The sequence below is a fragment of the Bacillus sp. NS1 genome (assembly GCF_058248265.1).
In genome coordinates this window covers 1-22,891 of the sequence record NZ_JBZAZF010000009.1, presented here as the reverse complement: position 1 = coordinate 22,891, position 22,891 = coordinate 1, and the positions used below count along the sequence as shown (strand labels likewise).

Here is a 22,891-nt window from a genome sequence, read left to right as displayed (position 1 = left end):
TCTGCCCCTTGTCTGTTTAAGGATGTATTAATCTCAATTCGGCCCGCTGCCGCCATAACTCTCACCGCCCTTTTTTCTTGTATTTGCTATCATGGAGAAATAAGTGTCCAATTTAGTTTCCAAATCTTCCAGCGTCTCTTCGTCCTCGAGACTGTAAAGGCGTTTGAGTTTAATCAACCGATCCCGTTCTTCTTTGTTGTGCTTAGTCGGTTTTGGCACTTCAGCAGCTCGAATACTCACGACCTCTTTAAATTTGGATTTATCTGAGAGGTTCTGGAGAAGAGCATTGAATTTATTCCAATGCAGAGTCCCTTGTAATTCGAATAAGTCCAAGTTATAGTCATACAAAAAAGACGCGTATATATAAGCCGCGTCTTTGTCCAGATCGTATAGTTTTTTATTTGGTGCATCGTTGTCCTGTTGTTCTTCTTCGTCGTCATCCTGCTTTTTCAGCCCGATGAAGTCATAAACAATAGTTTCGAGAGCCGCGTTTTTTTCTTCGACCTCAAGCAACTTTAAAATTTCCGGATTCATTGCAAACATTTCTAAAGCTATATCAAGCTTCTGACCTTCACTAAATCTATCGTCTTTAAAGAGCTCGAAAAGCCTCATTACCCTGTCAAAGGATAAATTCAAGTAAAGTATATTTTCGCCAATCATTATTTGATCGTCGAATCTTTCTGTCAGCTTAAAGTCCATAAAACTTCACTACTTTGTATAGTATTTCTTGCCGCGATTCTGAAAATCTTGAAACTTTTCTTCTACCACTTCAAGTAGACTAAATACAATTTCCGCTACCACAAATACTGATCGGCCGGCTTGCTCATAAATATGACTGTATGTGCCTTCTCCTAAAAACATTTCAATAGCTTGTTTGGTCAATCGTTCATTTTCAAGCTCTAACTGCTCCAATTGTTTGTCAGAGGCGTTATTGACATTTACTTTTTCAAGCTTTTTCACCGCTGCATAGTACTCTTTTGAAAAACTTTCGTATTTTTTCAAGGAATCATCATCAAAAGGAATCTGATAAATAGAATCCCCGATTTCAACCTCTTCATAGGATTTCTTGATTTCAATTTTACGAACAGCCATAGTTATTCCGCTCCTTTATAAATAAAAAAGGGCAGCCGTCTGGCTAGCCCTCTGTTGTTGGTTCTGGTTTTGTACGAGTTACTAATGAATCTGATGGTTCAGAGACACCAGCAGCATTAACAGCGCGGATCACAAATGTATATTGTGTGTCCGGTTTTAAACCTGTTGATTGATATTTATTTTCTGTTACATTATCAATTTTATTTCCGCTTCGGAAAATATCATATGAGTCAGCCCCATCTACTTTGTCCCAAGACAAGCTGATTTCATTTGCACCTGCCTCATAAGTTAGATTTTGGGGCGCATCAGGGTGTTTCAGTTACTTTTGGCACCCCGTTATAAGCGATTGTGACGCCGAACTCACCTTTTGCATTCGCATCACCAGAAGGCAGGGATATCTCAGTCATAGTCACATCACCCTCAACAATTACACCGGATGGATCTGTCCAGCGAAATTGTGTTTCCCTCTCAGATCCGTATTTCAACGCTTTTGAAGCAATAAAATTTTGCGCCGGATCATCATATTTCCGATGTCCGGAGAATGCAAGGGTTAACTGTCCCCCTGTTACTGTAGTGGATTTGTTTCCGTCACCGTCTAAATAAGATGTATCATCTGTTTCTTCATTCGGAGAAGGTTCAACGGATGAAAAGCCGGCTCCAACTCTTACCCATGTTGGTTCTGTGGCGTCCGGCGTTGTATTGATCTCAAATTTATGTTTTGCCTGAATGATAAAACTATCAGTACCTGGCATCATTTTGCCTCCCTTGCTTTGATAAATAACTCTGCATCAAAAGTGGATGCATACACATATTCCTGCTGCTCAGATTTCCCTAGAAAATTAGGCGTTGCAGAAATATTGCACTTAATAAATTCAAATGAATTGTCGCTACTTTGAACCTCGTTCTCTTGCAATCCAGATAAGAATTCGCCAATTTGAAGTAAAGAATTATATCCCACGAATTGCTGTTTATGCTTCACAAGAATCTGAAAGCGATATGTTTTCTCTATGCTGCCATCCATGTAATAAACATTTTCTGCATCAGATGAGGGAATGGGCGTTAATGCAATGCTATTCCCTTCTTGAAGCATTGGAATGAGTATAGTGCTATACAAATTCATATTTCGCTCGATATGATCAATTAAACGATCAGGGAAATCCATTTTTTCACCTTCTTAAATAGGCGTTAACTGCATTTTGTCCAACTGTGATCCAATCACCTTTATGTTCTGTAGCTGCCACCTCAGCCCACCGCGCTTTCGCATTTGGGTTTCGATCTAGAGATACACGCCTTGCATTCCACACTTTGCTTGCATACTTAGTATCCCAGATTACTTTCCCGGAACCAGGATGCGAGGCTCGTATACCACTTCTTTTTAGCTCCCCAGTATCTTGCGGAGCATAGAAGTTACCGTCTTTTAAAACTTGTTGATCTATAGCAATTTGAGCGTGGTCTAAAGCAGCAGAAGTAGCATTTAAAACACCGCTTAAATTAATATTCACGTTAAAACCAGCCATTAGATCAACTCCACTTCATAATGATGCGGTAGATCGCCATCAAAAGTATAAAATGGGCTCACCTTGTTGACTTTCATTGTGCGACCGTTGAAAATGACTTCTGATTTCTCTTTCATTTCCACAAACGGCTTTGAATACTTGGCATCCAGAAATAACATAGATTGAGAGTTAACCTGTTCCCCTGTTGCTGTGACAGTAAGAGAAGTCGAAGGCTTTACAAGAACGTTAATAACAGGGACAACGTCAAGCCATCTTTCACCCCATCGTTCATTTTGTTCATATTCTCTGTATTGCACAGAGTGAATAAGCAATTGTTTAGGAATAGGTCTAACCATAAGTAAAAACCTCAATGCCTGAATACAAAAGCCCTGTAAACTGTAAGTAAGCTATAGTGGTAGGTGAAACCCTTTTTTGATTTCTAGTGAGCTCAGGATTCGATTTACTATAATTAAACCCTCCGATACTAACGCTAGACATGTCATCTGAAGCACCAATTGTGTCCCCACCATTCAACACGTAATATTCCACTTGAGCTGCCGTGGCCTTTTTCACGTTTTCATCAATGAAGCTGTTAGCCGCCAAGTTAATAGCTCCATTTTTAATACGAAAATTGGTCAATTGATCAATTAGGTCAGACGCTCGTCGAATATACTTATCTAAAACCTCGTCATTGTCCTCAGATTCGCCTACATACGTTTCTCTGTAATAATCAACATCAATATAACCCACTGGAGAAAAACCTCCTTAAAACGAAAGAGACAGCTTTATATTAAGCTGCCCCTCTCTAACTTGAACTTGATTCAGTTGTTGGTTCTTTTTGCGTCCGTGTGACAAGGTTTTCTGATTTATCAGAAGCACCCACTTCATTGACAGCTGCGACAGCGAATGTGTATTGAGTATCAGCCTTCAAACCACTAGAAACATACGTGGTTTCAGTAGTGTTATCAATTTTATTTCCGCTTCTGTATACGTCGTATGAAGTTGCCCCATCTACCGCATCCCAAGTGACGGTCACGCTATCAGTCGTAGCCGTGAACGATAGATTTTGGGGCGCATTAGGGAGTAGTTTGCTCAAGGGAGACAATAACGCCATCCTGTTTATTTTCTAACATGAATAGATCATGATAAATACGGTTTTGATAAAGGTATCCGTCACCTTCTGTATGCTGCCCTGGCGCAAACAAATAAACAGAATTGAATTTTGCTTTCGCAATAACATTTGTTTTAGCAACGATCAGGAAGTTAATTTTCTTGGCTCCCTCTGCCGGTTTAAATCCTTCTGAGAAATCAAAAGAATCATAGAAACGTGATTCGTCCCAAACTTCAACTAAACGAACGCCATCGATAGATGAAACTCGTGTTTCTAATGTTCCGTTATTATTAGTTACATCAATTTTACGAGTGAAATCCTTAGAGAGTTCTAGCGCATCCATTACCTCACTCGAAACATACGCGATTAGGTTTCCTGGTCCATATTTTCTCAAAGGACGGATTGCAGCTTTTAATGTTGTGAAAATGTTCTCTTTGTCAATAGCACCTGTCTCAATTTGATTTCTGTCGACAGCGTATTTGGCCAACTTCGAGAAACGATATGCATCAAGCTCCGGCGTGGCATGCTCTGTTGTGAATGTTGCAGTAACATTTGAAGCAGAAGCAGCCTCATTTGATTCATCGACATCTGCTTTGTCAACGAAAAATTCAATGTCTCGATCAAATTCAAGAGTATAAGGCTTCTCAGTTGTTGTAACGGTTCCTTCGTTGTACCCTTTATTTCTTGTATGCGGCTTATATCCTGTTGTAGACACTGATTGAACTTTAAATGTTTTTGCATCCAACCAGTTTACATTAGGCGTTTCTAATTCTGCTGTAAGTGCACCTTGCACCAATTTTTGATCTAGAGCGTCTTGATACTTTGATACATAGTTAATAGAGTTTGGCATTATTGAGTTCCTCCTTTAAGTCCTAATCCTGTAAGAAAGGCGTCCATTTTCCTGCCTTTGGATTGATGCTGCCCTTGAGAAAAGCGCGGCTTGTCTACCTGTGTTGTTACTTCACTATTTGTAAATTGTGGGTATTTCTCCACAACTTTTTTGATCGCTGTTTCGATATCTACATCATCATTCATCTGTGCTTTTGCAAGCAGAAGAACATCATCCAGCGACTCTTCATTCACACCAGCCTTAAAAGCTGACAGCTTGGCATTAGCTTTAAAAAGCTCCTCATCTTTTTCTTTATTTGACTGCTCAAGCGCTTCATACGCTTCCTGTTGTTTCTGCTGCTCAGTCTTTTGAGATTCAAGGTATTTTCTGTGATCTTCGACGGCAGCCTTTGCCTCATCGAAGTTTTCAAAGCCAAGTGATTTTAAGATCTCCTTTTTTACATCCTCATCTGAGGGCGTTGGATCAGTTTGTTCTTCGTTACTTGGTTGTTCAGTTGGAGAGCTGGTCTGTACATCAGTATTACCTTCTTGATTAACTGTTTCGTCGGTAGCCACCGAATCACTGTTCCCTGCTTCCCCGCCAGTATCTTCTGAGAAAAACTGCAGATTCAATTTTAAAAGTGGGATTGTCATATATGTTCCTCCTTCTGTTTTAGGCATAATAAAAAAGATTGTTCTTTTATGCCTGCAATCTTCTAAAAAGGCAATAATTCAATAAACTTGTTCACGATATCTTCGGCGCTCGCGTCCGGTTTCCTCAATAAATGCACGCATAGCAGCTTGTCTTTTTCTGATCTTCAATTCTGCTTTGGCTGCCCCCTCTTCATCCCCGAGAGCTCGAAGCATATTGGCTTCATTTTTGGCTTTTCGGATCTGCCTTTCGATATATCGTTGTTTCTGGCTCTGTTCATATGCTTTTGCATTCTCTCTTTGGTTATAGTGTTTATTTCTGCGTATTGAAACACCTTCGATATAGGCATATTTTTGATGACCGCAGTTAATCCCAAATAAGCCGTCTGGTTCCCCGTAGCTTGTGGATGAGAGAGGCGGGTACCTCGGATGATTCCCGGATAAAGAAAATATCTTCCCTTGATACCGGGCGCATTTTGGTCGTGCCCCCGAATGACTTGATATCTCAACAAGATCGATTCCGTAGCTTGCACATCTATCTTCTTGCATTTGATTAGTTACATTATTTGAAACAGTCCTGATCACAGTTCCTACATGAGCCTCTGTACTCCATTTCCGGCCGGTCCTGCTTATAAATGCCGGGATTCCTTGTTTATTGTATTCAATACAGGCTGAGCGCAAAGCCTCTTGATGCGTTTTCAATCCACTCAGAACCTCAGCTGTTGTTTTATTTACAATATCCCTATAGACCTGTTGAGACTGAATAAGGATAGTTGAATTTGTAAGATTAAGTTTTGTTTTAGCCTGCTGATAGTAAGTATTTAACGTATCAATAATAGTCGGGTCTTCTTTAACTGGAGGAGCCTGCTTTAAATTTCCGCCCTTTGCAACACGTTGTAAAAAGCTTTCTTGCTCGGCAATTCCTGTAAACCCCGCATTTTCAAGAATAGAATATATCGTCTCCTCTGCTATCCCTGTCCTTTCAGATAACACTTCGATATTCTCCTTAGTAAGAGCCTGCAGTTGGTTAAGCTTTTGAAATTGCCATGAAAGAATGGTTTCCGATGTCTCTTCCTCATCAGTTTGCAATTTCGAAGCGATATTTTGAAGCAGTTCACTCTCCATAGCGTTATAAATCTCAATTAAAGGACTCGTGAAAAGATCAAGTTGACGTGGGGTGAGGCTCATTCAACTTCATCTTCTTCCGTTTTTTCCTCTTCTTCCTCATCCTTTTCCAGTTGACCTTCTTTTTGGCCGAATGTATCTAACATAAAAGCATCATCAGCCGTAGCATTTTCATCTTTGATTTCTTGCAACATTTCTTCCGCTTGTTCTTCTGTTAGATCAAGGATTCGCTGAAGAGCATATTTCTTTGAAATAAGTCCGGCGCTCTGTAATGTCATATAATACGTGGCATTTGCCGCCCTATCTTCTGCAATGCTATCGTCAAAATCAACTGTTACATCATAGTCATCAGGAGCTGTAAAAATATCATATAACTCGGCCACATTAACAATGACATCAACGAGCTCTTTAATCCCTTCTTCAACTATTGTTTCATGGCTATTTTTAGTTCTGAACGTCTTACTGTTTTCACTGACAACCTCTGTCGCGGTCTTTAACCCCTGTGAATCAAAGGTAAATGTTCCCGCGGAGAAACCCAGCTGCATGGACAGTAAATTTAAAATGCTATTGATGGCATCAATATGTTCACTCACTCGCAACTCAACACTAATGTCTTTTATTGCATCTTCGCTTTCAAAGTTCATAGCCTGATATGCTTCATCTTCAGCGTCAAAATAACGTGACATTTTTCCGGTCTGAGGATCGACTACTGTCTTTATCGCGGATTGCGGAACTAAAATACGTTTTTTCCCTAATCGGAATTCCCTTTGAAAGCTATCATAAGCAATATCCAGAGTTTTTAATGTATCAAGGGCATTTGCATAAATGGAGATCCCTAAAGGCGAATACATATCAAAATTATTTGCTGTGTTGGGCCGAATATAAACGAACAAAGGCCGTGTGAGCCCCTCAATCCTCGCCTCTTCCTCTAAATCCGGATACATTGTAGATAAAGGGACTTTAATGCCTAATGTAGCTGAGTTATTACTCTCATAAAGTTCATTGGTAATGACATATTCAGAGCCTTCCCACGTATGCCATTCAAGCAGTGTATATTTTTTGTCGCCTTTTCTTGTCTCATTAACAAAAACGCCTTCTGTCACTTCGTCACTTGTTGAGGACAAAGGATAAAAGGCGTCAGCAGCAACGTATGAAATTTTTATTTGGTCGGCATCTACATGTACTTTCATAACCATGCCGCCAAGAGCAAAACTGTATTCCAAATATCGTTGAAATTGCTTGCCAAATTTATTATGGTCCAGAACCTCTTTGATATTGTCATACAGTGCATTATCCGATACATTCACCAAGCATTTTTCATTAAACACCAGCTGGGCCATTTCTGCAGCCGCAACTTTAGGCATATTCAGTGTGGCTCTGCGACGTGATCTCTCACCGGCAACTGTTTTATATGTTATATCATGAAAGTCTTTGTGGTATCCCTTGTATAAGGCATACCATGTATCCACGTATTCATAATGCTCATCGGTAACCATTACCTTTTTGCTGTCTGTAATCTTGTTTATTCCTTGTATTAAACCCATTCTGTACATCACCGCCTTTAATGCAGAGCCTATTTTTTTGATCATTGTTTCACCGCCCTAATTTTTCAAGCCGAGCTTTTGTAAATTGTCGTTAACGTAATATTGAAAGGCGTCACAAGTGTGATCATCAATCTTTATTATCTTCGGATCATCTGATTGAAGAGTGTCTGCATCCCACTGGTATTTCCTGTGCTCGGTCAAAAAGATTTGATTCGATTCTGTTTTAAGCACAAAAAAACGCCCTTGAGCCAATAGGTCTTGAACGTTGTCGATCATGTCAATTTTCTTTTTCTTCGCTACCGGGTGCAGCCTGATTCCGTAGTCTTTGAAGAATTGATTTCGAAGGGCACCTTCAGCTGAATCGATCGTCTGCTTGTCGAAATACTTGTTGTATTCTTGGCTTATCTTATCCATCCACTCTTTTAATTCTGTAGAAAGTTCAGATGGAGCCTTTTTCACGACTTTGTTTTCCGGGCTATAGTAATACGTATCAAGCAGAATGACATTTTGTTTCTTTGTTAAACCGAACGCCAGATAGGTTGTCGCTGATACTTGGTGCCCGGTATCAATAGCAATATCTATTAGAATCAGTGCATCATCCTCTGGCAGCTGATCAATTTCATGAAAATGGTTCATGTTGTAGACCATATCCCCAAGACCAATAACCTCGCCGCTATACATCCATCGCCAGTAATCCTCATCCTGTTCCTTATAACGCTCAATTTTACGAATGAGCTGATCAGATAAGAAGCCTTTTTCATCCTCAAGGTATGTTGAGTGGTGGAGGAAATACTCATCATCTCCCGCCTTATCATCTCTCCACTCATTCACCCATGCGTAAGGATTCCGAGGCGGGTTATAAGAATAGTAAATCTTCACTTCTTTTTCGCCCAGGTCTTGTCGGATGAATGTATCCTCTACAATATCAATATCTTCTACACCGCTAAACTCGGCCAACTCCTCAAACCATAGAGCCATGATATAACCTACTGCTATATTCATCGATTTCAGCTTCTGCGGATCATCCACGCCATAGAAATAAAAAGCCGTTTTCGTTTCCTTGTGTTCGATCTTTAATGGAGATTTACCAAAAAAGAATTCATCCTCCACACCAAGCATGTAAATAGCCCATTTTATCTGTTCATAAACAGAGGTTGAAAGGTATTTTGCAACCTTTCGCAGACAAATCACATTCCCTTGAGGATCATCTAAAAAATCAATGACGAGTTTCAAAGAAATCACGGATGATTTCATAGAAGAACGGCCACCAGATAATATTGATTTTGGTCTTTCGTTCAACCAGAAAGAATAGAAATTCTTATTCATGAGGTCAGTAATTCTAATTGTCTTGGTTTCCATCGCTAATTGCCTTCCTCATAGCATCTTTATCATTGACGATGACAACCCGGTTCTTTCCGGATTTCTCGTTCTTCGTCTCAGCTTTTGTTTTTTCAATATTAAGGCGCATCTGCTCCAATTTAAGGCGTCGCTCGTCTTCTTCATGGGCCAGCTGGTCAAATTGCTTTATCAAGCTCCTGAGCTCTCCCATTGCCCGAGATTGGGCGTTTAGGAAGGTTGCATGACGATCCCAAGCAAATTGTATTTCAAGCTCTTCTTCCGCAATAGACTTTTCAAAATACTCATTGCCATCTTCGTTCTCTTGAGGTTGATAAACGTATTTCGCCTTTTTCAGCTCTTTCGCAAGATCATCTTTATCCTGTACGAACATAATGCGCTGCGCCCGGATAATGGCTGCATATTGAATCTGAATTTGATCCCATATCATATCAGCAGGCGAACGCTCCTGAATCTCTTCCATGATTTCAAGCGTTTCTTCTGGTAGGAATTTAGAGAAAAAGCCGTGAGTCACAGCGTTTTGATTGCTCGCCGGAGCCGCACCGCCTTTGTTTCCTAACGCATTTTTGTTACCAGGCTGTCCGCCCTTTTTTGTGTGCACCCTTTTTTCAGAGGGTGCACCCTTTTTTCTCTCCCAACCATGCCGCTGTTTCCACGATTTGATGGTGTTCACCGACACCCCGTATTTTTCGGCAAGGTCCTTGTATTTCATGCCTTTGACGTAATCCTTGTACGCCTGAATGTGCTTTTCAGCCATCTACATTCACCGCCGCCCCCTTCTAATTCGTGTTTGTTTTGGAGATATTCACTCTAAACTGAGCCCATACTCAGAGGCCTTACCAGCAGTCTGAGATTCACTGGACTCAGTTTACAAAGAATATAAAGAGAGCATCACCGTACTGATGACGCTCCGCTTGCTGCTACTTGATATAGAAATTGCTAGTGTAGAATGTTCCTAAAGTGGTGACATAATCCCCGTTTTTATCGTATTTATAAACCTCAACTTTGAAACGATAAGTACCAGCTTTATTCAGATATTCTTTGATGTCGAACTTATCATAAGCTTTTTCATCTGGTTTTAATGGGTTAGGTGAATCAATATCAAGAGATACCCACTTACCACTCACAAGTCGCTGAGGAATCAAATTGGGACCAGCAATATAACTATTGTCATTTTTGACTGCTACTGTGACGTATTTGTCCTCTTTCAAACTGTGCTGGGCCTTTGTAGGATTAGCACTTACTCCCTTTAATGATGACATGTTTCTCCCTCTTTTCCGGATACAAAAAGCCCTATACCTTATAAGGGCATAGAGCTCTTGGATCACTATATTTTATTTTGTTGTGACGCGGAATGTTTTCGCCTCCCCGTCCTGCCTTCAAGTTTACACTGCCGATTTAAACGAGTTCAAATATTGCAGAAAGTTGGCTTCTTTGACTTTATTGACGATGTTGCCGATTATGGCTGTTTTGATCTTTCTGATAGTATCCCGGGAGCAATCAAGGTGGTTTGCAATAGCAGTGTAGCTCATGCCTTCCATCATGCAATCATAAACGATACGGTGTTTTTCTTCTGCAATGTGTTCCATAGCGTTATCCAGGTAATGCACAATAGATTCATATTTGTGAAGCCGTCTTTCTCTTCGATCCATCTGTCGCAATTCTGCCTGACTGACGCCTGCTGATCCCCTTGGCATGCTTGCTTCATCCCCGTATGTTGCAGTGAGCTTTGTGCTAATAAAGTCTACTTTGTTCAACACACGGTTGAGCCTTTTGATCTCCCGGAGCATGAATTTATAATCACGAATCCATTCCTCAATCTCCCATGCAATCATTTGATCTGTCATAGTGCTTTCCCTCCTGATAGTTAAATAGAGTAAGTGTCATTCCAGTTGTTTGCTTTTTGCTCTGCGACATATTGAAGCCTCGATACCTCTTTCACGCTGATACTGAAGGTTTTGACCAAGAAGACTTTCAACTCGTTATAGAGCTCTTCTTTTCCGCAAAAGATATTTACAAGCTTTCCGTTTTTATAAGCGAATCCGTATTTCATCCTGAAACTCCCCTTTTACTTTCTGCGTTTATAAGCGCCACCTTTGCCACGTCTGAGTGTTTGCATGTTTGTGTTCATCATTGATTGCCAGAAACGATCTGAGCGCTCCTGTTGCTTCTGTGACGGTTTCTTTTTGGACTGTTTCATGTCTTATCACTCCTTTCATTGCTAGTAATCGTGATAGACATCCAGATAGTTGCGAAATAAAAAACGGACACTAAACAAACAGCGCTAATGCTGTAAGTTCAGTGTCCGCAGGCTTTCCGTCTTGGACTTATTCAGTTAAAGCAGCACGTATGTAGCAATGGTGCCGATAATAGATGTGATACATATTGCAGTTAAGTGATTCCGCAGCTGCGAATCCTTATCCTCTCCTATAGCTCCCATAAGAGAGATAACCATAACCAGCAAGAGAACTATTTTTAAGGCTATTATCATTTGTCTTCCCTCTTCTCTATATACTTATCAATATCTTTAAAGTAAGCCGCAGCCGTGAATGAAATGATTGCCCCGATCAAAGCAATGTTCGCTTTCATGTCTGGCCGGTAATCGTGTTGGAAATATGTCCAGAATCCGCATCCCGTCAGCAGAAAAAATATTCTGAGTACCATCCAATCCCCCTGAAAGTGATTATTTATCTAATATCAAAATCGATAGCATCAAGGAAAACAATCCTACAGGAATACCTGAGCTATACATGATTGCTTCAAAATCCTCTTTGTTTAAACCTGGCTTGAACAAAATATATAGCCCAAATGTAAATATTACACAGAATGCAATTGCAAGCCCTAATATTGCCATACCTCGTTTTTTACTCATCGCTTCTACTTCTTTCACTAATCAGTTTCAGCCGTATCCAATCTCTGAGCTTATCCATCACTCAGCTCCTTCTCCACTGCCTCAAACAGAGATATCCTGTAAACGCCTTGCGGTGACCATCCAGAATACACGAACGGCTCCACGTCTTCTTGGTTCATATCAACCAAAAATCCCAGACTTTGCGCCTTCTTCATCTTTTGCACAGCTTCATCAAACGTTCTTGCGTTAACATTCTTCACAAATTTTCTATACATTTTCCTTGTCCTCCTCCACAGGTAAAAACAGATCAACTATATACAAGTTAGGGTTATAGGCTCCAGCTACATCTGTTTGGTTCACAAATACCATAAACCCTAGATTATGCGCTTCTCGTATCCTTTCGCACACTTCTTCTGCGCTTGCGGCCCTGACTGACTTCACAGGTTTTTTATTCATTCTCCGCGCCTCCTTATCCCCAAAAGTATTTTATAGCACTAACAATTCCATAAACGATCCAGGATGAAGCGAAAAACAACAGTCTCCAATTTTGAGAGACGATCTGTTTGTTCTGACGTTCGACCGTCTGCCCTAATTCCTCATTCCTGCGGCGCAATTCCTTATTTTCTCTTTCGATAACGTCGATCTGTGCCTGTAATTGCATTTCACTTGTCACTCCGCGCCCTCCTGCTTCAAAATGATCTCTTTCAGATACTCTAATTCAGTGACGAAATCATTGAAAATATTATAAATATCATCATTTTTCGATAAGAATCCTGCTCTTTTTTCATAAACAGCTATCAATCTCTCTGTTTCCTCTAATGGTGATCTGATTTTTTCGAATCGCCCTGTCACTACCGCTTCAACTAATGAATAACGATCAACTGAATCAAGATCAGAATAATCATGATTGTTTATATCTCCCCATGTGCCATGAAAATGTATGATCTCAGAAATGATTGAGTCTCTATCTCCGTCCCCAATCTCTAATAACCTCACGAATGCTTTATACTGCCTGTCTGTCAATTTAAGCATCACTCCGCGCCCTCCAACAACTCTGGATTTTGATAAACGTCTCCGATGACTTCAACTTCATCACTCCGCAGCCATAAGTGCCTATAAAAACCTTCTTTTTTGCTAACGTGATCCATTCTGTCAAATCCGTTTTTTCGCTCTATCACATAACGATCAATGATATTCTCCTTAGACATAGGATGTATATAGGATTCCTCAGTAATATCCTTTTGGTATATATCCTTCCCTTTCTTGTCCTTCAACCCTGTGACCCACATGAGAGCCGCTCCATCTTCATGGCTTCCTGTAATGCAATGCTGAAAACCGTATCTATCATTACGCCACAAAACCCACTGAGTACCGATAATTCCCAAACTTATCCCTTCATCATTCCAATAATACATCTGCTCGCCGTCCCACACTCTGTATGCTGTGTTCATTGTGTTTGCTCCTTTGCTCTAAACTTGTACCGTGTTTTACAACCCTTGCTAACTTGTTTCAATTCAGCAGTGAAACAGTCGAGACAAATATTTTCTTGTTTTCGGTGGTCGCCAGTGTTTTGTTTTAACTGTTTAATATCTGATCGAAAAGCAAACCTTAAAGGCTTTTCAAAGATAGGCGAAGTATTTTCGTGAGTATCCAATCCACATGTTTCACAGCATAATTTATTCACGCTATTTCCTCCTCAACGCCCATGCTGCAGCCGCATTTCGGGCAGCAGGCATCTGGGCGGATTTTTATATCTAATTCGTTGTGACCACATTCAGGACAGCTGTATTCGATCATGATGCCGCCTCCTGATCCATAATCGCTTTGAATATGGGGTAAATCTGCTGAGGCACAACCGCGTTGCCTAATCCTTTAATTCTGTCCACCCGGTTGGGAACCCCATGAGCCACTCGACCCACGTCGGGTTCAGCTGCCCACCGACTCTTATCCCCTCTAGGCTTGAGACTGTATTTCCCAATCTGACATATTGCTTTTTCGCTCGTCTTTCTTCCTCCGTCATGTTGTTCCACTTGGTCGCATCGCTTGCAAGAGGCGTCGGATATAATTTCACCTTCTCCGGTAAACCCTGCTGTTTGCTGTTCGGACCCCGCCCTTTGTAATCGCTCGCTGTAGGTGTCGGGAAGAATTGAACATACCTCCCCAGCCCTATTGAACCGTCCGTCCCATTCCCGGTTTTCTTCCTCAGAGTCCCTGTGGAATTCACTGTGAAACTGTCGTTTTTCCCTATGATGCTCCCTGTTGTGCCGTCCGAAGCTGTCGGAGTAGGCAACAACGAAGGTTCGATCTCTTCGATGTTTGGCGTCGACGGCGCAAGCCGGTATAATAAACGATTGCCCTTTGTAACCTGCGCTTTCCAAGTCAAATAGCGTGCGGTCGAGCTCCATGTTTGCGAAGTTAGCAACGTTTTCACCAACAACCCAAGTGGGTCTAAGTTCTTTGATGATCCTAAACATTTCCGGCCAGAGGTCGCGGTCATCTTCCGTGCCTCTTCGCTTCCAGGCAATACTGTAAGGCTGGCAAGGGAATCCTCCTGAAATAATGTCAATTGTTCCACCTGGCTCAATCACTCCTTTTTCCTCTAAAAGCTGTCTATTCAAGGTGCGAACATCATCAAAGATGGGAACGCCCGGAAAGTTCTTATTTAATACTTTTTGGCAGAAGGGTTCACGCTCACAGAATGCAACTGTTTCAATTCCAGCCCATTCAGCAGCAAGCGCAATGCCCCCTATTCCTGCAAATAACTCGATGCTTTTCATGCTGTCATCCCCTTATTCCCAACCGACTGCGATTGTAAAGAATAAAACCAAAACCATCGCCCCAATGAGCCAGCCATTCGTCTTATCACGCTTTGCAATGATTGTTTCATCACCGATCATTTTCAGATCGTCTGACTTTGCCACGAGCACCGGTATGTAATCTGGATGCACTTTCAAATATTCCGCAGCCTGCTCAACTGTCATCGCTTCGTCTTTCGTGGCTTTGACTGCCCGCTGTAGCTCTACTTGTAAAGGAATCATTCTGCAACACCTTCTTTCACAAGCGAATCCCAATCAAACGTTTCAAGAATTTTAAGCAACCGTTCAACTTTTGGTGCTCTCCAAGCTGTCATAGCGTACGTATGAACCTTTTTCGTATAGTGGTAATGATTTTGTTTTATGTGCTGTTTTGCCTCCGCTTTAGTTAGAAACATTGTATTCTGACAAATGTAATGAACCTCTGTTTCTGGAATCAGATCAGCGTCTTTGTCTATATATTCGTGTATCCAATCTAATGCGGAAACTTCACACTCTATATCTTCCATCGCTTCTAACGCTTCTGAGGACAATCCTTTATTCTCCTTGATGTCCTTTAGATAACTTTCCAATTCATAAGATTCGCCATCTTCAGGAATGTAAACAGAAAAGCGTTCCGCGTCATCCTCTGAAGTCCGGATCCATTTATAATCCCCTACAGACCAAAACCGTGGTGCAGCTTGAGAGTCATGATCCTGTGTTTTCAATTCATTTTGAAGCTCTTTCAAAAATTGAATATCATTGTTCATTTCGCATCACCTTCCAATTCATTTTGGGCAACTGTAATTGCGAAATTGAGATTGGTAATGATCTTCTCTAATGCCTGTTTGTATCGCTTCCTATCCCCGCTTAAATGCCGAATGTCCTGTTGAGCCTGCCGGAACTGATGAACCGTTACCTCCTGCTGGCGCTTGTTTTCCTCAATGATTTCCTGCTGCTTAACAGACAGTTCAGTCCGATCAATCAGAAAATCAATATGCTCTTTAGTCATCCAGTATTGATCTGTTGGCTTAGCATTTTCATAGCCTTTTAGTTTTGAAATACGCGCTTTAATTTCCTGCAATTTATCCATTCCCGTTCCTCCCCCGCAGGGGAAAGCCCCTGCTATTTGATTTTGTAACCTATTTCGTGATCGACTCGAGCAAAGCTGCCCTTAGCCGTTTGAATGATTGTTTTGCCGTGTTCCGGGGCTTCCAAGACATGTGCGGTGCCCTGGCTCCCGTCTAAAACGATGATCTGTATTTTGCCCGGCTCAATTGCCTGTTCAATTGTTGTATCTTTGCTTAAATTAATTTCTCTTGGGTTGTACATTCTTAGCGCCCCCTGTGCTATGATAGAAGTACCAGTTCATATCAATGCATCGGGGCATACGCTTCGGTGCTTTTTTGTGTTTAATAGTGATCCGGTTTCCATCTGGCCATCGTGAATGTTGGCGATGGTTTCAATTCCTCCCGGTAAACGATCGGGTGCTTTTTCACGTATTCCGCCAGCTGTTCCGGCGTCATCTTCCATTCTTCAACCGGTCCTGGCAGGTAAGGATTGATGCTTTGCTGTTCCATAGTATCTACCTCATGAATTGATTTTGGGTATTTCCGTGCCGCCGAGCTTCTTGCAATCAGAACCCATTCGGCTGGCGCATGCCTTAAACTGAGAGCAACGTGTCATACAGGCCATGAGCTTATCTTCTTCCTGCACCCACAACGGCCGATCGTCTGCGATTACCACGTTTAACAGTGGACTTTCCCGCCTTTCTTTTGAGTTTTTTCAGCTTTTTAAGCTCGTCCAGCTCGATGAAGCCTAAAAAATCATCTAAAGCCAGTACCTTGAGTTGCGTTTCATATCGCCGCTCATACAGCTTGCGTTTGATGGCAAATTCCTTTGTTTCCACGCCTTTGATGTCAATAATCTCGATGCTGCCGTCCAAGTTATGAACCTCAAAGTCTGCAATATATTCAATCTTCCGAAAAGTTTTGCCGTTCTTTTTGAATGCTTCTTGCAGCAGGAATCGTGGCTGCAGCTTAAAATCTTTGATCTGCTTACTCACCTTGAGCCATTTCAGCTGCTCATAGTATTTGGCTTCAGCGATGCTATGGAACGTGATGCCGTCCACCTGTGTTTTTCTGGCGCCATACTTATTTACTGGCATGTGATGCCTCCAAAAGCTCAGGATTTTGATAAGCGTCGACAATGACTTCAACTTCATCAAACCATTTGACAAACGAATGTATATCAAAGGTACGGTTATTTTTCACGACTCCTACTCCGTTAATGAACAATTCTTCAAAACCCTCAATATCAAAAACAAACGATAAGTCATATTTGACCTGTCCTGTATAAACCTTTCCTGACTTATGTTTTGCGGTATAACCATCCCCCTCATAAATATCCCGGTCGTTCTTATCCTTCAATCCGGTGAATTGCCCAACTGTTTCCGGTCTCACTCTGTAAGCAAATGGAACACCAGCTTTATTAGAGATATAAGAACCAGGATCAATGCCCATGCTCTTGATTCTTTGTTTGATGATTGATAGATTGCCGTAATACCATTCACCGTTAATACCCATTCCTCTGAACTTAATTTCCCTCATTCTCCTTACCTCCCGTCATTCTTTTCCCATTGCTGAATCTGCTTTTCTTTTGCTGGCGCCGTGAGTATGATGGCCGGCAGCAGGATCACCGCTTTAAGCACTGCGCATCAGCTCCATTTGTCTGATCTTTTCCTCAAGCACCCGGATAGCTGGTGTGAGGTCTTGTCCGCCTGTTTGTTCAGCAGGCCCGAACAAATACATTCCTTTGGATCCTATAACGTTCGTTTTTTCATCCATTTCGCAACCCTGCCAATCTATGATTTAATAGCATTCTGTCACCCTTGATAATCACGCAATAGTCCGCACACATTTCATAAATCCGGGTGCCGAGTGCCTCATCAATCTCCACAAGTTTCTCGATGTCCAATTCACTCGAGATTAAGACCGGCTTATGATTCAGATACCGATAATTGATGACTGAATATGTCTGCTCCACCTGCCAATCGGTTGCCCGGGGCTTTCCATTCATAGGCTTGAATAAGTCATCTATGAACAGCACTTCAATCTCTTTCATGCGATTGAGTTTTTCTTCCAGCTTGTCAAAGTCATCTTTCAGATCGTTGAAGCCTTCGACGTAAGGGAAATATTGAACCGCAATATTCTTCGATTTGATCAGCTTGTTTGAAATAGCTGTCAGTAAATGCGTTTTCCCTGAACCCGGCTGCCCCAGCAAGGCAATGCTGTTGCTTCGGGTGCCCTGGATGCTGTCAAAATCCTTGTAGTATTCCACCGCAGTATCGTAAGCATCTTTCACAACAACCGGCTTTCCTTCCGTTGTGAAATTCTTGAATTTCAACTTCTCAAATTCAGCAGTTATGTCACTAGAATTCATCAGTTTTCGGATGCGCCTACGTTCTATGCATTTGCACCGGACCCAGACTTCATAGCCGTCTCTGTTCTCGATATATCCGAGCTGATCCTTACATTTAGGGCATTCAAAATCAGCCTTTTCTTCTGAGCCGTCCGACCCCGCCGAAAATTGGGCTGACTTTGCCTGAAGCTTCTTCAGTATTGCTGCCATTGCCGCGTCTGTACTGTGCGTTTTGTGTTTTTCCATGTTGCCACTCCTTACTTTTGTTCTTGTTTGACTGGAGAATGCGCTGAACGTAGGCCAAATTGCGAGCGTTCCGCGTTACTGCCTCTTTCATTGCGTCCAGTACCTTATCCTCGCCGTAATCGTCTATCAAGCTATTAAGCTTCTCAGCCATAAACGATGATAGTAGGCCGAATCCCTCGTCTTCGAAAAATGCAAATACGTTACTTTTCACTTTCCTCTCATCCTCCTGCTGCTCATTCGGTAATGGTGCCGGGTCTTTCTTTTTGTTGTAATTTCCTAGTTGTATGTACTCAGCGTAATGAAGAACTGTTACGATAAAACCGCGCTTTTGTGGTAGCCGGTCCAACTTCAAATATTCTTGTTTAACCATTCGATCTAGTGAATACTTGATCTGATCAGCTGACCAGTTGAAGCGTTTAGCCAGATCCACCAGCTTTATAATTGTTTGGCCGGGCTCTAATTGTTGATCCGGCCTGTACTCAGCCCTTTTAAACAAATGATCGTAAATCGTCTCATCGCGTGAATCCTTAAAGGGTAGCCGGGGCAGGATCACATACCCCAAACCTTGCATATCCATGCCGCTCACCTACTTCCTTTCACACAGTGCTGTCAGGGCTCTAAAATCAATATCAATCAATCGCAGAGTCGGTTCATTTTTTTTGAGGTAGTCAGTAACATACCGCGTATACAAGTCTTTTCGCATATCTCTGCGGACGGTTTTCACAAGCCAGACATAACAATGGGGAATAGGGACTTTGATCATTGCCCTTTCCATCAACCAACCAGCTCCGAAAAATGAATGATACTGTTCAGTTGATTAGTAGCCCGGCAATACTTGCATTTTTCACACCTTTCAGGCTTCTCCCCGCCATATTTAACCTGAATAATGCGCTCCATTCTCTTTTCAATTTCTTCGAGCTCTACTTCCATTCGGCCCTCGTCTATATTGATAACCGCTTTGTCCGGTGGGTCTTCTTTAGACACTCCAACGATCAGAGGTTCAAGCCATTCGTTACGCCCTGTCATCCGTTTTTCAATTTCTGCGTAAAGCGCCATCTGAGCGATGTATCCATATGCCTCAACAAAAGAGCAATATCCTATTTCCGGGTCCCAAACCCTTTCACGTAATGACCGTGCTGTTTTCAAATCGGAGAAACGTCCGCCAGCTGGGTTGTATACGTCCAGCTTTCCTTTCCATGGAACACCGAACAATTCAGCAGTTACGATGACTTCCTTTTCTCCTTGAAGAACAAACATACAGAGATCATCATTTTCAATCGCCTCAATCATCAGATCAGCTAACTGATACTGCTTGTATAGCTGACCTTTTTGAGTAAATAGTGAAGGTGTGTTCCTCTTGAATTCGTCAAAGGCCTGTTCTCCCTCAAGCCAGGCATGAACGTATTGACCGAAGAGAAGGGCCTCCGATGTTGGGGGCGTCCATTCTCCGTTAATCTTTGCCATCGTTGCTGCCTCACATTGCAGAAAACTTTTATATTGAGAGTTTGACATGTAGTGTCTATCAATCTCGTTAGAATAATAGTTCTCCTTGTTTAGCGCCGGTATCCGCATTAGCAGGATCACCCGCCTTTTCTTTGCTATCAGCAGGCTTGTCAGCTTGCTCTTTTTGCTTTTTGAACTCTTCCTCAGCCTTTGATTTTGTTGCACCTGTAGCCTTGGTATTGAAGTAATCTTCCTTCTTTGCCATACCATCACGTAAAGATGTATAAATGCGGCCAATCTTTAAAAAGTCTTGTTCTGTAAAGGCATCAACGTTACTTCCGATGTATTCCTCAATCATTTCTTTAGTGATCCCAAATTCTTTCTTGAATGTTGATAATGCATTTCTGAGACGATCTTCCAATGGTTCTTTATGTCCGTTTATTAACGTTTTCTGGCACATATCAACTGCAGCATCAACGATATCCCCAGGAATCACTCCAAGTATGCAGGAACGGAGTCGACGGGCTCCTTGATTGGCAACCATTTCGTAAATATCCCTTGCATCATTGAGCTTTGTCACTGTACCTTTTGCCTTTCTCTCATGCTTCACAGTGAATATTTTGGTTTGTCGTGTATTCGTTTCGAGGTCCCAAGCATACGCCATGACAGAGGATTCTCCGGCTTTTTGCTCGAGTTCCATAATTCCGTAATCAATGTTGCCCCAATTCTGCGCCAATGCCTCAGCCAATCGGATTGACGGACCAGAAACCTTTGTCCCACCGCGGGGATATTCATACACCGCATTCTCAGCTAACAATCTTCGTTCGCATGCTTTTTTTATCCGATCAAACGCCGCATATACGTCCCGCGGAAATTTCTTTGCAATAACCATAGCCGCCTGTACTTCTTGCGCCTGACGGCTTACCATTGCTTCTGTAGTCACACTTGATGCCTGCTGAGGTGCCGGCATGTAATCTGAGTAATCTACCTGTGATAATCCATTCATTGTGCTTCTGCCACCTTTCTTTTGTATGCTTCCGTTCCAAGCCGCTGCCATTCCCGGTAGTGATCCATTGAAGGGAAACTAAACTGCGCTTTACCGTTTTTGGCGAATACAATTGAACCGCCGACCTGTCTCAAACGTTGCTGATCCTCCGCACGCTCGCTGAATGCCACTTTAACTGCTTTAGCCATATATAAAACCTCCATTGATTTTTATGAGGCGTTTTGGTATAATTAAGTAACTATTTAAGTCAAAACGCCTTACTGAGTCCACTTTGCCGAGTGGGCTTTTTTATTGCTCATTTTTAAATTTGAAGCCAAGCTGCTCCCTGAGATAGCGATCAAGGTTCTCTCTCAAGATCACCGCGCCGCAATCGATTACATAATCATCGACTGGCGTAACATCATCCCCGAAAAAATCCTTTGGTGTTTCTGGCTCAGTCAGCTTATCGTGCCAGTTGTTTAGAATCATTGGATTTTCGATCATTCATATTCTCCTTTCTGTAATTCGCTGTGCGTTCATCCCAAATCAAGTGCAGTTCGCTATGGTTTCGGATTCTTTCACACCATGCTTTGACCTCCAACGCTGTTGCTGGTTTGTGGACAAAGTGAACCATCATCCCAAACACCTACTTATCACTGCCAAATTGATGCCTCGTTGTTGCATTTTCATAGCTGTTTCATACAACCGCCCTTTATTCGCCAGTCGGCTGATATCCTCTGTAAGAACTTTGATACTCCCGGCGAGACTGATTGCCTCTTCATAATCACCATCACGTAATGCCTCTAACAGCATGATAGAAAGCTCTTCCGCTGATTCAATTTTTCTTTTTGCTGCATCTACATCCGACTTCAAAAACTGATTAGTTTTCATACTAATACCGCCTTTCTTTCCTCTTGTTTTGCCATAGCAACCTGATCCATTAACGCTTTGCGCGTCCACCTGTCAGCCAATTCAGGCATCTTCAAACCGTAGTTCCGAACTAAAGAGTAAATGAGTGTTTTGTTTGCTGGTATAAGATCAAAGATTTGCTTTATATCATTCATCGGTAATTCTCCGGTTCTACCTGGCCGGTCATTTGCCAACCATCGGGCCAGATGCTTTGTAGCTTGCAATGCTTCTTCAAGTTGATGAATCATATTGATTACTGCGCTACTCGCACTTTCATTAAGTGCAGGGTCTATAGGTGCCGAAGCTGTCGGATGCAGCTTAAACAGGTAATGTACGAGATCGATGTGTTCATAGGCTTCGCAGGCTTCAAACCACTTGATACACAGCTCAGGTGTTAAAGGAAAAATGCCATTTTCGATATTAGAGACATACGATTGATCTCTGTTACCAATAATCTTTCCAATTTGGTACTGCGACAGCCTCGCTCTCTTCCGCTCTGTTTTGAGTATGATTGGTAAATTGTCCATATTGTATGGATTGTTCGACATAAGTTCGCCCCCTGATATATTTAGTTTTAATTGGTAAAATTTAAGTAATGAAGGAACTAGCTTGCTTGCTGTTTCAGCTTGTTGATGATGAAGGCTTGTCCCTTCGGAGTGATGCGCATTGTCAGCCAGGACTTCGGCGTCCCGTTTACATCTCGCACCCCCTGTGCGATTTCAAAGTAACCGCGCTCGATATATTCCTGGTATGGCTCATTTTTGTTGGCCATGATCATCTTCCATTCGCGCAGCTTCTGAAAGAGCCGTTTCTCACCGATAACAATGCCGTTTTTACAAGCAAGCTTTGCCAGTTCACGAACAAGCATTGATCTTTCTGATGCCATACAACTCTGTGCAAAGTTGACTAATGGTTCTTGAATTTTCAATGTTTGTTCAAGGTGCTGCCGTTCTTCTTGCTCGCTGATCCATCGCTTTGCCCGGCTGACTGGATCTTCGATCATGTAGGACGGCTGAGTCATTTTTTCCAATTCGGCTTCCAT

General features: G+C 42.0%; 44 protein-coding genes and 1 pseudogene. All 45 read right to left on the bottom strand.

Annotation, left to right across the window (positions count from 1 at the left end):
* Positions 1 to 33: 33 nt before the first annotated feature.
* Entirely contained in the window at positions 34 to 699 is a 666-nt protein-coding gene (locus AC4CV5_RS20340) for a Gp15 family bacteriophage protein (protein ID WP_490923735.1), read from the bottom strand.
* Positions 700 to 708: 9 nt separating this feature from the next.
* Positions 709 to 1,092, bottom strand: a complete 384-nt coding sequence (locus tag AC4CV5_RS20335; RefSeq protein ID WP_015382956.1) for a phage tail assembly chaperone — start codon at positions 1,090 to 1,092, stop codon at positions 709 to 711.
* 43 nt (positions 1,093 to 1,135) lie between these two features.
* Positions 1,136 to 1,411 carry a fibronectin type III domain-containing protein gene (locus AC4CV5_RS20330; protein WP_490923737.1) on the bottom strand — a complete coding sequence of 92 codons (276 nt, stop codon included), beginning with the start codon at positions 1,409 to 1,411 and terminating at the stop codon, positions 1,136 to 1,138.
* Entirely contained in the window at positions 1,398 to 1,844 is a 447-nt protein-coding gene (locus AC4CV5_RS20325; RefSeq protein ID WP_041517720.1) for a phage tail tube protein, read from the bottom strand. The genes AC4CV5_RS20330 and AC4CV5_RS20325 overlap by 14 nt, the downstream gene beginning before the upstream one ends.
* Complete coding sequence (locus AC4CV5_RS20320) at positions 1,844 to 2,254, bottom strand: phage tail terminator protein (protein ID WP_127696581.1); 411 nt, start codon at positions 2,252 to 2,254, stop codon at positions 1,844 to 1,846. The genes AC4CV5_RS20325 and AC4CV5_RS20320 overlap by 1 nt, the downstream gene beginning before the upstream one ends.
* 4 nt (positions 2,255 to 2,258) lie before the next feature.
* Entirely contained in the window at positions 2,259 to 2,609 is a 351-nt protein-coding gene (locus tag AC4CV5_RS20315; protein ID WP_127696580.1) for a minor capsid protein, read from the bottom strand.
* Positions 2,609 to 2,944 carry a putative minor capsid protein gene (locus AC4CV5_RS20310; RefSeq protein WP_268450112.1) on the bottom strand — a complete coding sequence of 112 codons (336 nt, stop codon included), beginning with the start codon at positions 2,942 to 2,944 and terminating at the stop codon, positions 2,609 to 2,611. Before AC4CV5_RS20310 ends, AC4CV5_RS20315 begins: the two co-directional genes overlap by 1 nt.
* Positions 2,937 to 3,338 (bottom strand): head-tail connector protein, encoded by a 402-nt coding sequence (locus AC4CV5_RS20305; protein WP_490923734.1) that lies wholly within the window; start codon positions 3,336 to 3,338, stop codon positions 2,937 to 2,939. The genes AC4CV5_RS20310 and AC4CV5_RS20305 overlap by 8 nt, the downstream gene beginning before the upstream one ends.
* Positions 3,339 to 3,393: 55 nt before the next feature.
* Positions 3,394 to 3,693, bottom strand: coding sequence for a fibronectin type III domain-containing protein (locus AC4CV5_RS20300; protein ID WP_490923736.1), 300 nt, complete (start codon positions 3,691 to 3,693; stop codon positions 3,394 to 3,396).
* The gene (locus AC4CV5_RS20295) at positions 3,665 to 4,549 is read right to left on the bottom strand and encodes a hypothetical protein (protein WP_490923733.1); all 885 of its coding nucleotides are present in this window, start codon (positions 4,547 to 4,549) and stop codon (positions 3,665 to 3,667) included. Before AC4CV5_RS20295 ends, AC4CV5_RS20300 begins: the two co-directional genes overlap by 29 nt.
* Entirely contained in the window at positions 4,549 to 5,181 is a 633-nt protein-coding gene (locus tag AC4CV5_RS20290) for a hypothetical protein (RefSeq protein ID WP_490923732.1), read from the bottom strand. The genes AC4CV5_RS20295 and AC4CV5_RS20290 overlap by 1 nt, the downstream gene beginning before the upstream one ends.
* A gap of 78 nt (positions 5,182 to 5,259) precedes the next feature.
* On the bottom strand, positions 5,260 to 6,366 hold the full coding sequence (locus AC4CV5_RS20285; protein ID WP_490923731.1) for a phage minor capsid protein: 1,107 nt from the start codon (positions 6,364 to 6,366) through the stop codon (positions 5,260 to 5,262).
* Positions 6,363 to 7,892: a phage portal protein gene (locus AC4CV5_RS20280; protein WP_490923730.1), complete on the bottom strand. Its 1,530-nt coding sequence runs from the start codon at positions 7,890 to 7,892 to the stop codon at positions 6,363 to 6,365. Before AC4CV5_RS20280 ends, AC4CV5_RS20285 begins: the two co-directional genes overlap by 4 nt.
* A gap of 12 nt (positions 7,893 to 7,904) precedes the next feature.
* Positions 7,905 to 9,206 (bottom strand): PBSX family phage terminase large subunit, encoded by a 1,302-nt coding sequence (locus AC4CV5_RS20275; RefSeq protein ID WP_041517708.1) that lies wholly within the window; start codon positions 9,204 to 9,206, stop codon positions 7,905 to 7,907.
* Entirely contained in the window at positions 9,187 to 9,960 is a 774-nt protein-coding gene (gene terS, locus AC4CV5_RS20270; protein ID WP_490923729.1) for a phage terminase small subunit, read from the bottom strand. Before terS ends, AC4CV5_RS20275 begins: the two co-directional genes overlap by 20 nt.
* 163 nt (positions 9,961 to 10,123) lie before the next feature.
* Positions 10,124 to 10,465 carry a structural protein gene (locus AC4CV5_RS20265; RefSeq protein ID WP_490923728.1) on the bottom strand — a complete coding sequence of 114 codons (342 nt, stop codon included), beginning with the start codon at positions 10,463 to 10,465 and terminating at the stop codon, positions 10,124 to 10,126.
* 123 nt (positions 10,466 to 10,588) lie between these two features.
* Complete coding sequence (locus tag AC4CV5_RS20260; RefSeq protein WP_490923727.1) at positions 10,589 to 11,050, bottom strand: hypothetical protein; 462 nt, start codon at positions 11,048 to 11,050, stop codon at positions 10,589 to 10,591.
* A 36-nt stretch (positions 11,051 to 11,086) separates the two neighbouring features.
* Positions 11,087 to 11,256 (bottom strand): annotated as a pseudogene (locus AC4CV5_RS20255) (hypothetical protein).
* A 15-nt stretch (positions 11,257 to 11,271) separates the two neighbouring features.
* Positions 11,272 to 11,403, bottom strand: a complete 132-nt coding sequence (locus AC4CV5_RS20250) for a hypothetical protein (protein WP_033884289.1) — start codon at positions 11,401 to 11,403, stop codon at positions 11,272 to 11,274.
* A 135-nt stretch (positions 11,404 to 11,538) separates the two neighbouring features.
* Entirely contained in the window at positions 11,539 to 11,694 is a 156-nt protein-coding gene (locus AC4CV5_RS20245; RefSeq protein ID WP_490923726.1) for a hypothetical protein, read from the bottom strand.
* Entirely contained in the window at positions 11,691 to 11,867 is a 177-nt protein-coding gene (locus tag AC4CV5_RS20240) for a hypothetical protein (protein WP_490923725.1), read from the bottom strand. Before AC4CV5_RS20240 ends, AC4CV5_RS20245 begins: the two co-directional genes overlap by 4 nt.
* A 19-nt stretch (positions 11,868 to 11,886) precedes the next feature.
* Complete coding sequence (locus tag AC4CV5_RS20235; RefSeq protein WP_010329817.1) at positions 11,887 to 12,075, bottom strand: hypothetical protein; 189 nt, start codon at positions 12,073 to 12,075, stop codon at positions 11,887 to 11,889.
* A gap of 50 nt (positions 12,076 to 12,125) precedes the next feature.
* The gene (locus AC4CV5_RS20230) at positions 12,126 to 12,329 is read right to left on the bottom strand and encodes a hypothetical protein (RefSeq protein ID WP_490923724.1); all 204 of its coding nucleotides are present in this window, start codon (positions 12,327 to 12,329) and stop codon (positions 12,126 to 12,128) included.
* Positions 12,322 to 12,510, bottom strand: coding sequence for a hypothetical protein (locus AC4CV5_RS20225; RefSeq protein ID WP_490923723.1), 189 nt, complete (start codon positions 12,508 to 12,510; stop codon positions 12,322 to 12,324). Before AC4CV5_RS20225 ends, AC4CV5_RS20230 begins: the two co-directional genes overlap by 8 nt.
* Before the next feature lie 13 nt (positions 12,511 to 12,523).
* The gene (locus AC4CV5_RS20220) at positions 12,524 to 12,727 is read right to left on the bottom strand and encodes a hypothetical protein (protein ID WP_490923722.1); all 204 of its coding nucleotides are present in this window, start codon (positions 12,725 to 12,727) and stop codon (positions 12,524 to 12,526) included.
* Positions 12,724 to 13,086, bottom strand: a complete 363-nt coding sequence (locus AC4CV5_RS20215; protein WP_490923721.1) for a hypothetical protein — start codon at positions 13,084 to 13,086, stop codon at positions 12,724 to 12,726. The genes AC4CV5_RS20220 and AC4CV5_RS20215 overlap by 4 nt, the downstream gene beginning before the upstream one ends.
* The gene (locus AC4CV5_RS20210) at positions 13,086 to 13,505 is read right to left on the bottom strand and encodes a YopX family protein (RefSeq protein ID WP_490923720.1); all 420 of its coding nucleotides are present in this window, start codon (positions 13,503 to 13,505) and stop codon (positions 13,086 to 13,088) included. The genes AC4CV5_RS20215 and AC4CV5_RS20210 overlap by 1 nt, the downstream gene beginning before the upstream one ends.
* 342 nt (positions 13,506 to 13,847) lie before the next feature.
* Positions 13,848 to 14,831, bottom strand: coding sequence for a DNA cytosine methyltransferase (locus AC4CV5_RS20205; protein WP_490923719.1), 984 nt, complete (start codon positions 14,829 to 14,831; stop codon positions 13,848 to 13,850).
* Between the two features lie 12 nt (positions 14,832 to 14,843).
* Positions 14,844 to 15,092 carry a hypothetical protein gene (locus AC4CV5_RS20200; RefSeq protein WP_490923718.1) on the bottom strand — a complete coding sequence of 83 codons (249 nt, stop codon included), beginning with the start codon at positions 15,090 to 15,092 and terminating at the stop codon, positions 14,844 to 14,846.
* A complete protein-coding gene (locus tag AC4CV5_RS20195) occupies positions 15,089 to 15,616 on the bottom strand; it encodes a hypothetical protein (RefSeq protein ID WP_490923717.1) in 528 nt (175 codons plus the stop codon). The genes AC4CV5_RS20200 and AC4CV5_RS20195 overlap by 4 nt, the downstream gene beginning before the upstream one ends.
* Complete coding sequence (locus AC4CV5_RS20190) at positions 15,613 to 15,939, bottom strand: VWA domain-containing protein (RefSeq protein ID WP_490923716.1); 327 nt, start codon at positions 15,937 to 15,939, stop codon at positions 15,613 to 15,615. Before AC4CV5_RS20190 ends, AC4CV5_RS20195 begins: the two co-directional genes overlap by 4 nt.
* A 32-nt stretch (positions 15,940 to 15,971) precedes the next feature.
* Positions 15,972 to 16,178 (bottom strand): XtrA/YqaO family protein, encoded by a 207-nt coding sequence (locus AC4CV5_RS20185; protein WP_474241335.1) that lies wholly within the window; start codon positions 16,176 to 16,178, stop codon positions 15,972 to 15,974.
* An 80-nt stretch (positions 16,179 to 16,258) separates the two neighbouring features.
* Positions 16,259 to 16,426 (bottom strand): hypothetical protein, encoded by a 168-nt coding sequence (locus AC4CV5_RS20180; RefSeq protein WP_268431739.1) that lies wholly within the window; start codon positions 16,424 to 16,426, stop codon positions 16,259 to 16,261.
* A gap of 119 nt (positions 16,427 to 16,545) precedes the next feature.
* Complete coding sequence (locus tag AC4CV5_RS20175; protein WP_490923715.1) at positions 16,546 to 17,013, bottom strand: DUF1064 domain-containing protein; 468 nt, start codon at positions 17,011 to 17,013, stop codon at positions 16,546 to 16,548.
* Positions 17,000 to 17,455, bottom strand: coding sequence for a YopX family protein (locus AC4CV5_RS20170; protein WP_490923714.1), 456 nt, complete (start codon positions 17,453 to 17,455; stop codon positions 17,000 to 17,002). The genes AC4CV5_RS20175 and AC4CV5_RS20170 overlap by 14 nt, the downstream gene beginning before the upstream one ends.
* A 93-nt stretch (positions 17,456 to 17,548) precedes the next feature.
* A complete protein-coding gene (locus AC4CV5_RS20165) occupies positions 17,549 to 17,692 on the bottom strand; it encodes a hypothetical protein (RefSeq protein ID WP_490923713.1) in 144 nt (47 codons plus the stop codon).
* Positions 17,685 to 18,512 carry an ATP-binding protein gene (locus AC4CV5_RS20160; RefSeq protein ID WP_490923712.1) on the bottom strand — a complete coding sequence of 276 codons (828 nt, stop codon included), beginning with the start codon at positions 18,510 to 18,512 and terminating at the stop codon, positions 17,685 to 17,687. The genes AC4CV5_RS20165 and AC4CV5_RS20160 overlap by 8 nt, the downstream gene beginning before the upstream one ends.
* The gene (locus AC4CV5_RS20155; protein WP_490923711.1) at positions 18,397 to 19,089 is read right to left on the bottom strand and encodes a DnaD domain-containing protein; all 693 of its coding nucleotides are present in this window, start codon (positions 19,087 to 19,089) and stop codon (positions 18,397 to 18,399) included. Before AC4CV5_RS20155 ends, AC4CV5_RS20160 begins: the two co-directional genes overlap by 116 nt.
* A gap of 197 nt (positions 19,090 to 19,286) precedes the next feature.
* Positions 19,287 to 20,084, bottom strand: a complete 798-nt coding sequence (locus AC4CV5_RS20150; RefSeq protein ID WP_490923710.1) for a PD-(D/E)XK nuclease-like domain-containing protein — start codon at positions 20,082 to 20,084, stop codon at positions 19,287 to 19,289.
* Positions 20,044 to 20,961: a hypothetical protein gene (locus AC4CV5_RS20145; protein WP_213408058.1), complete on the bottom strand. Its 918-nt coding sequence runs from the start codon at positions 20,959 to 20,961 to the stop codon at positions 20,044 to 20,046. Before AC4CV5_RS20145 ends, AC4CV5_RS20150 begins: the two co-directional genes overlap by 41 nt.
* Positions 20,958 to 21,149: a hypothetical protein gene (locus tag AC4CV5_RS20140; RefSeq protein WP_041339356.1), complete on the bottom strand. Its 192-nt coding sequence runs from the start codon at positions 21,147 to 21,149 to the stop codon at positions 20,958 to 20,960. Before AC4CV5_RS20140 ends, AC4CV5_RS20145 begins: the two co-directional genes overlap by 4 nt.
* 100 nt (positions 21,150 to 21,249) lie before the next feature.
* Positions 21,250 to 21,444: a YqaI family protein gene (locus tag AC4CV5_RS20135; protein ID WP_127696555.1), complete on the bottom strand. Its 195-nt coding sequence runs from the start codon at positions 21,442 to 21,444 to the stop codon at positions 21,250 to 21,252.
* 129 nt (positions 21,445 to 21,573) lie between these two features.
* The gene (locus tag AC4CV5_RS20130; protein WP_268450054.1) at positions 21,574 to 21,831 is read right to left on the bottom strand and encodes a YqaH family protein; all 258 of its coding nucleotides are present in this window, start codon (positions 21,829 to 21,831) and stop codon (positions 21,574 to 21,576) included.
* A complete protein-coding gene (locus tag AC4CV5_RS20125; protein WP_268450051.1) occupies positions 21,828 to 22,397 on the bottom strand; it encodes a helix-turn-helix domain-containing protein in 570 nt (189 codons plus the stop codon). Before AC4CV5_RS20125 ends, AC4CV5_RS20130 begins: the two co-directional genes overlap by 4 nt.
* 56 nt (positions 22,398 to 22,453) lie before the next feature.
* On the bottom strand, positions 22,454 to 22,891 hold a 438-nt coding region (locus tag AC4CV5_RS20120; RefSeq protein ID WP_490923709.1), incomplete at its 5' end, for a phage antirepressor KilAC domain-containing protein.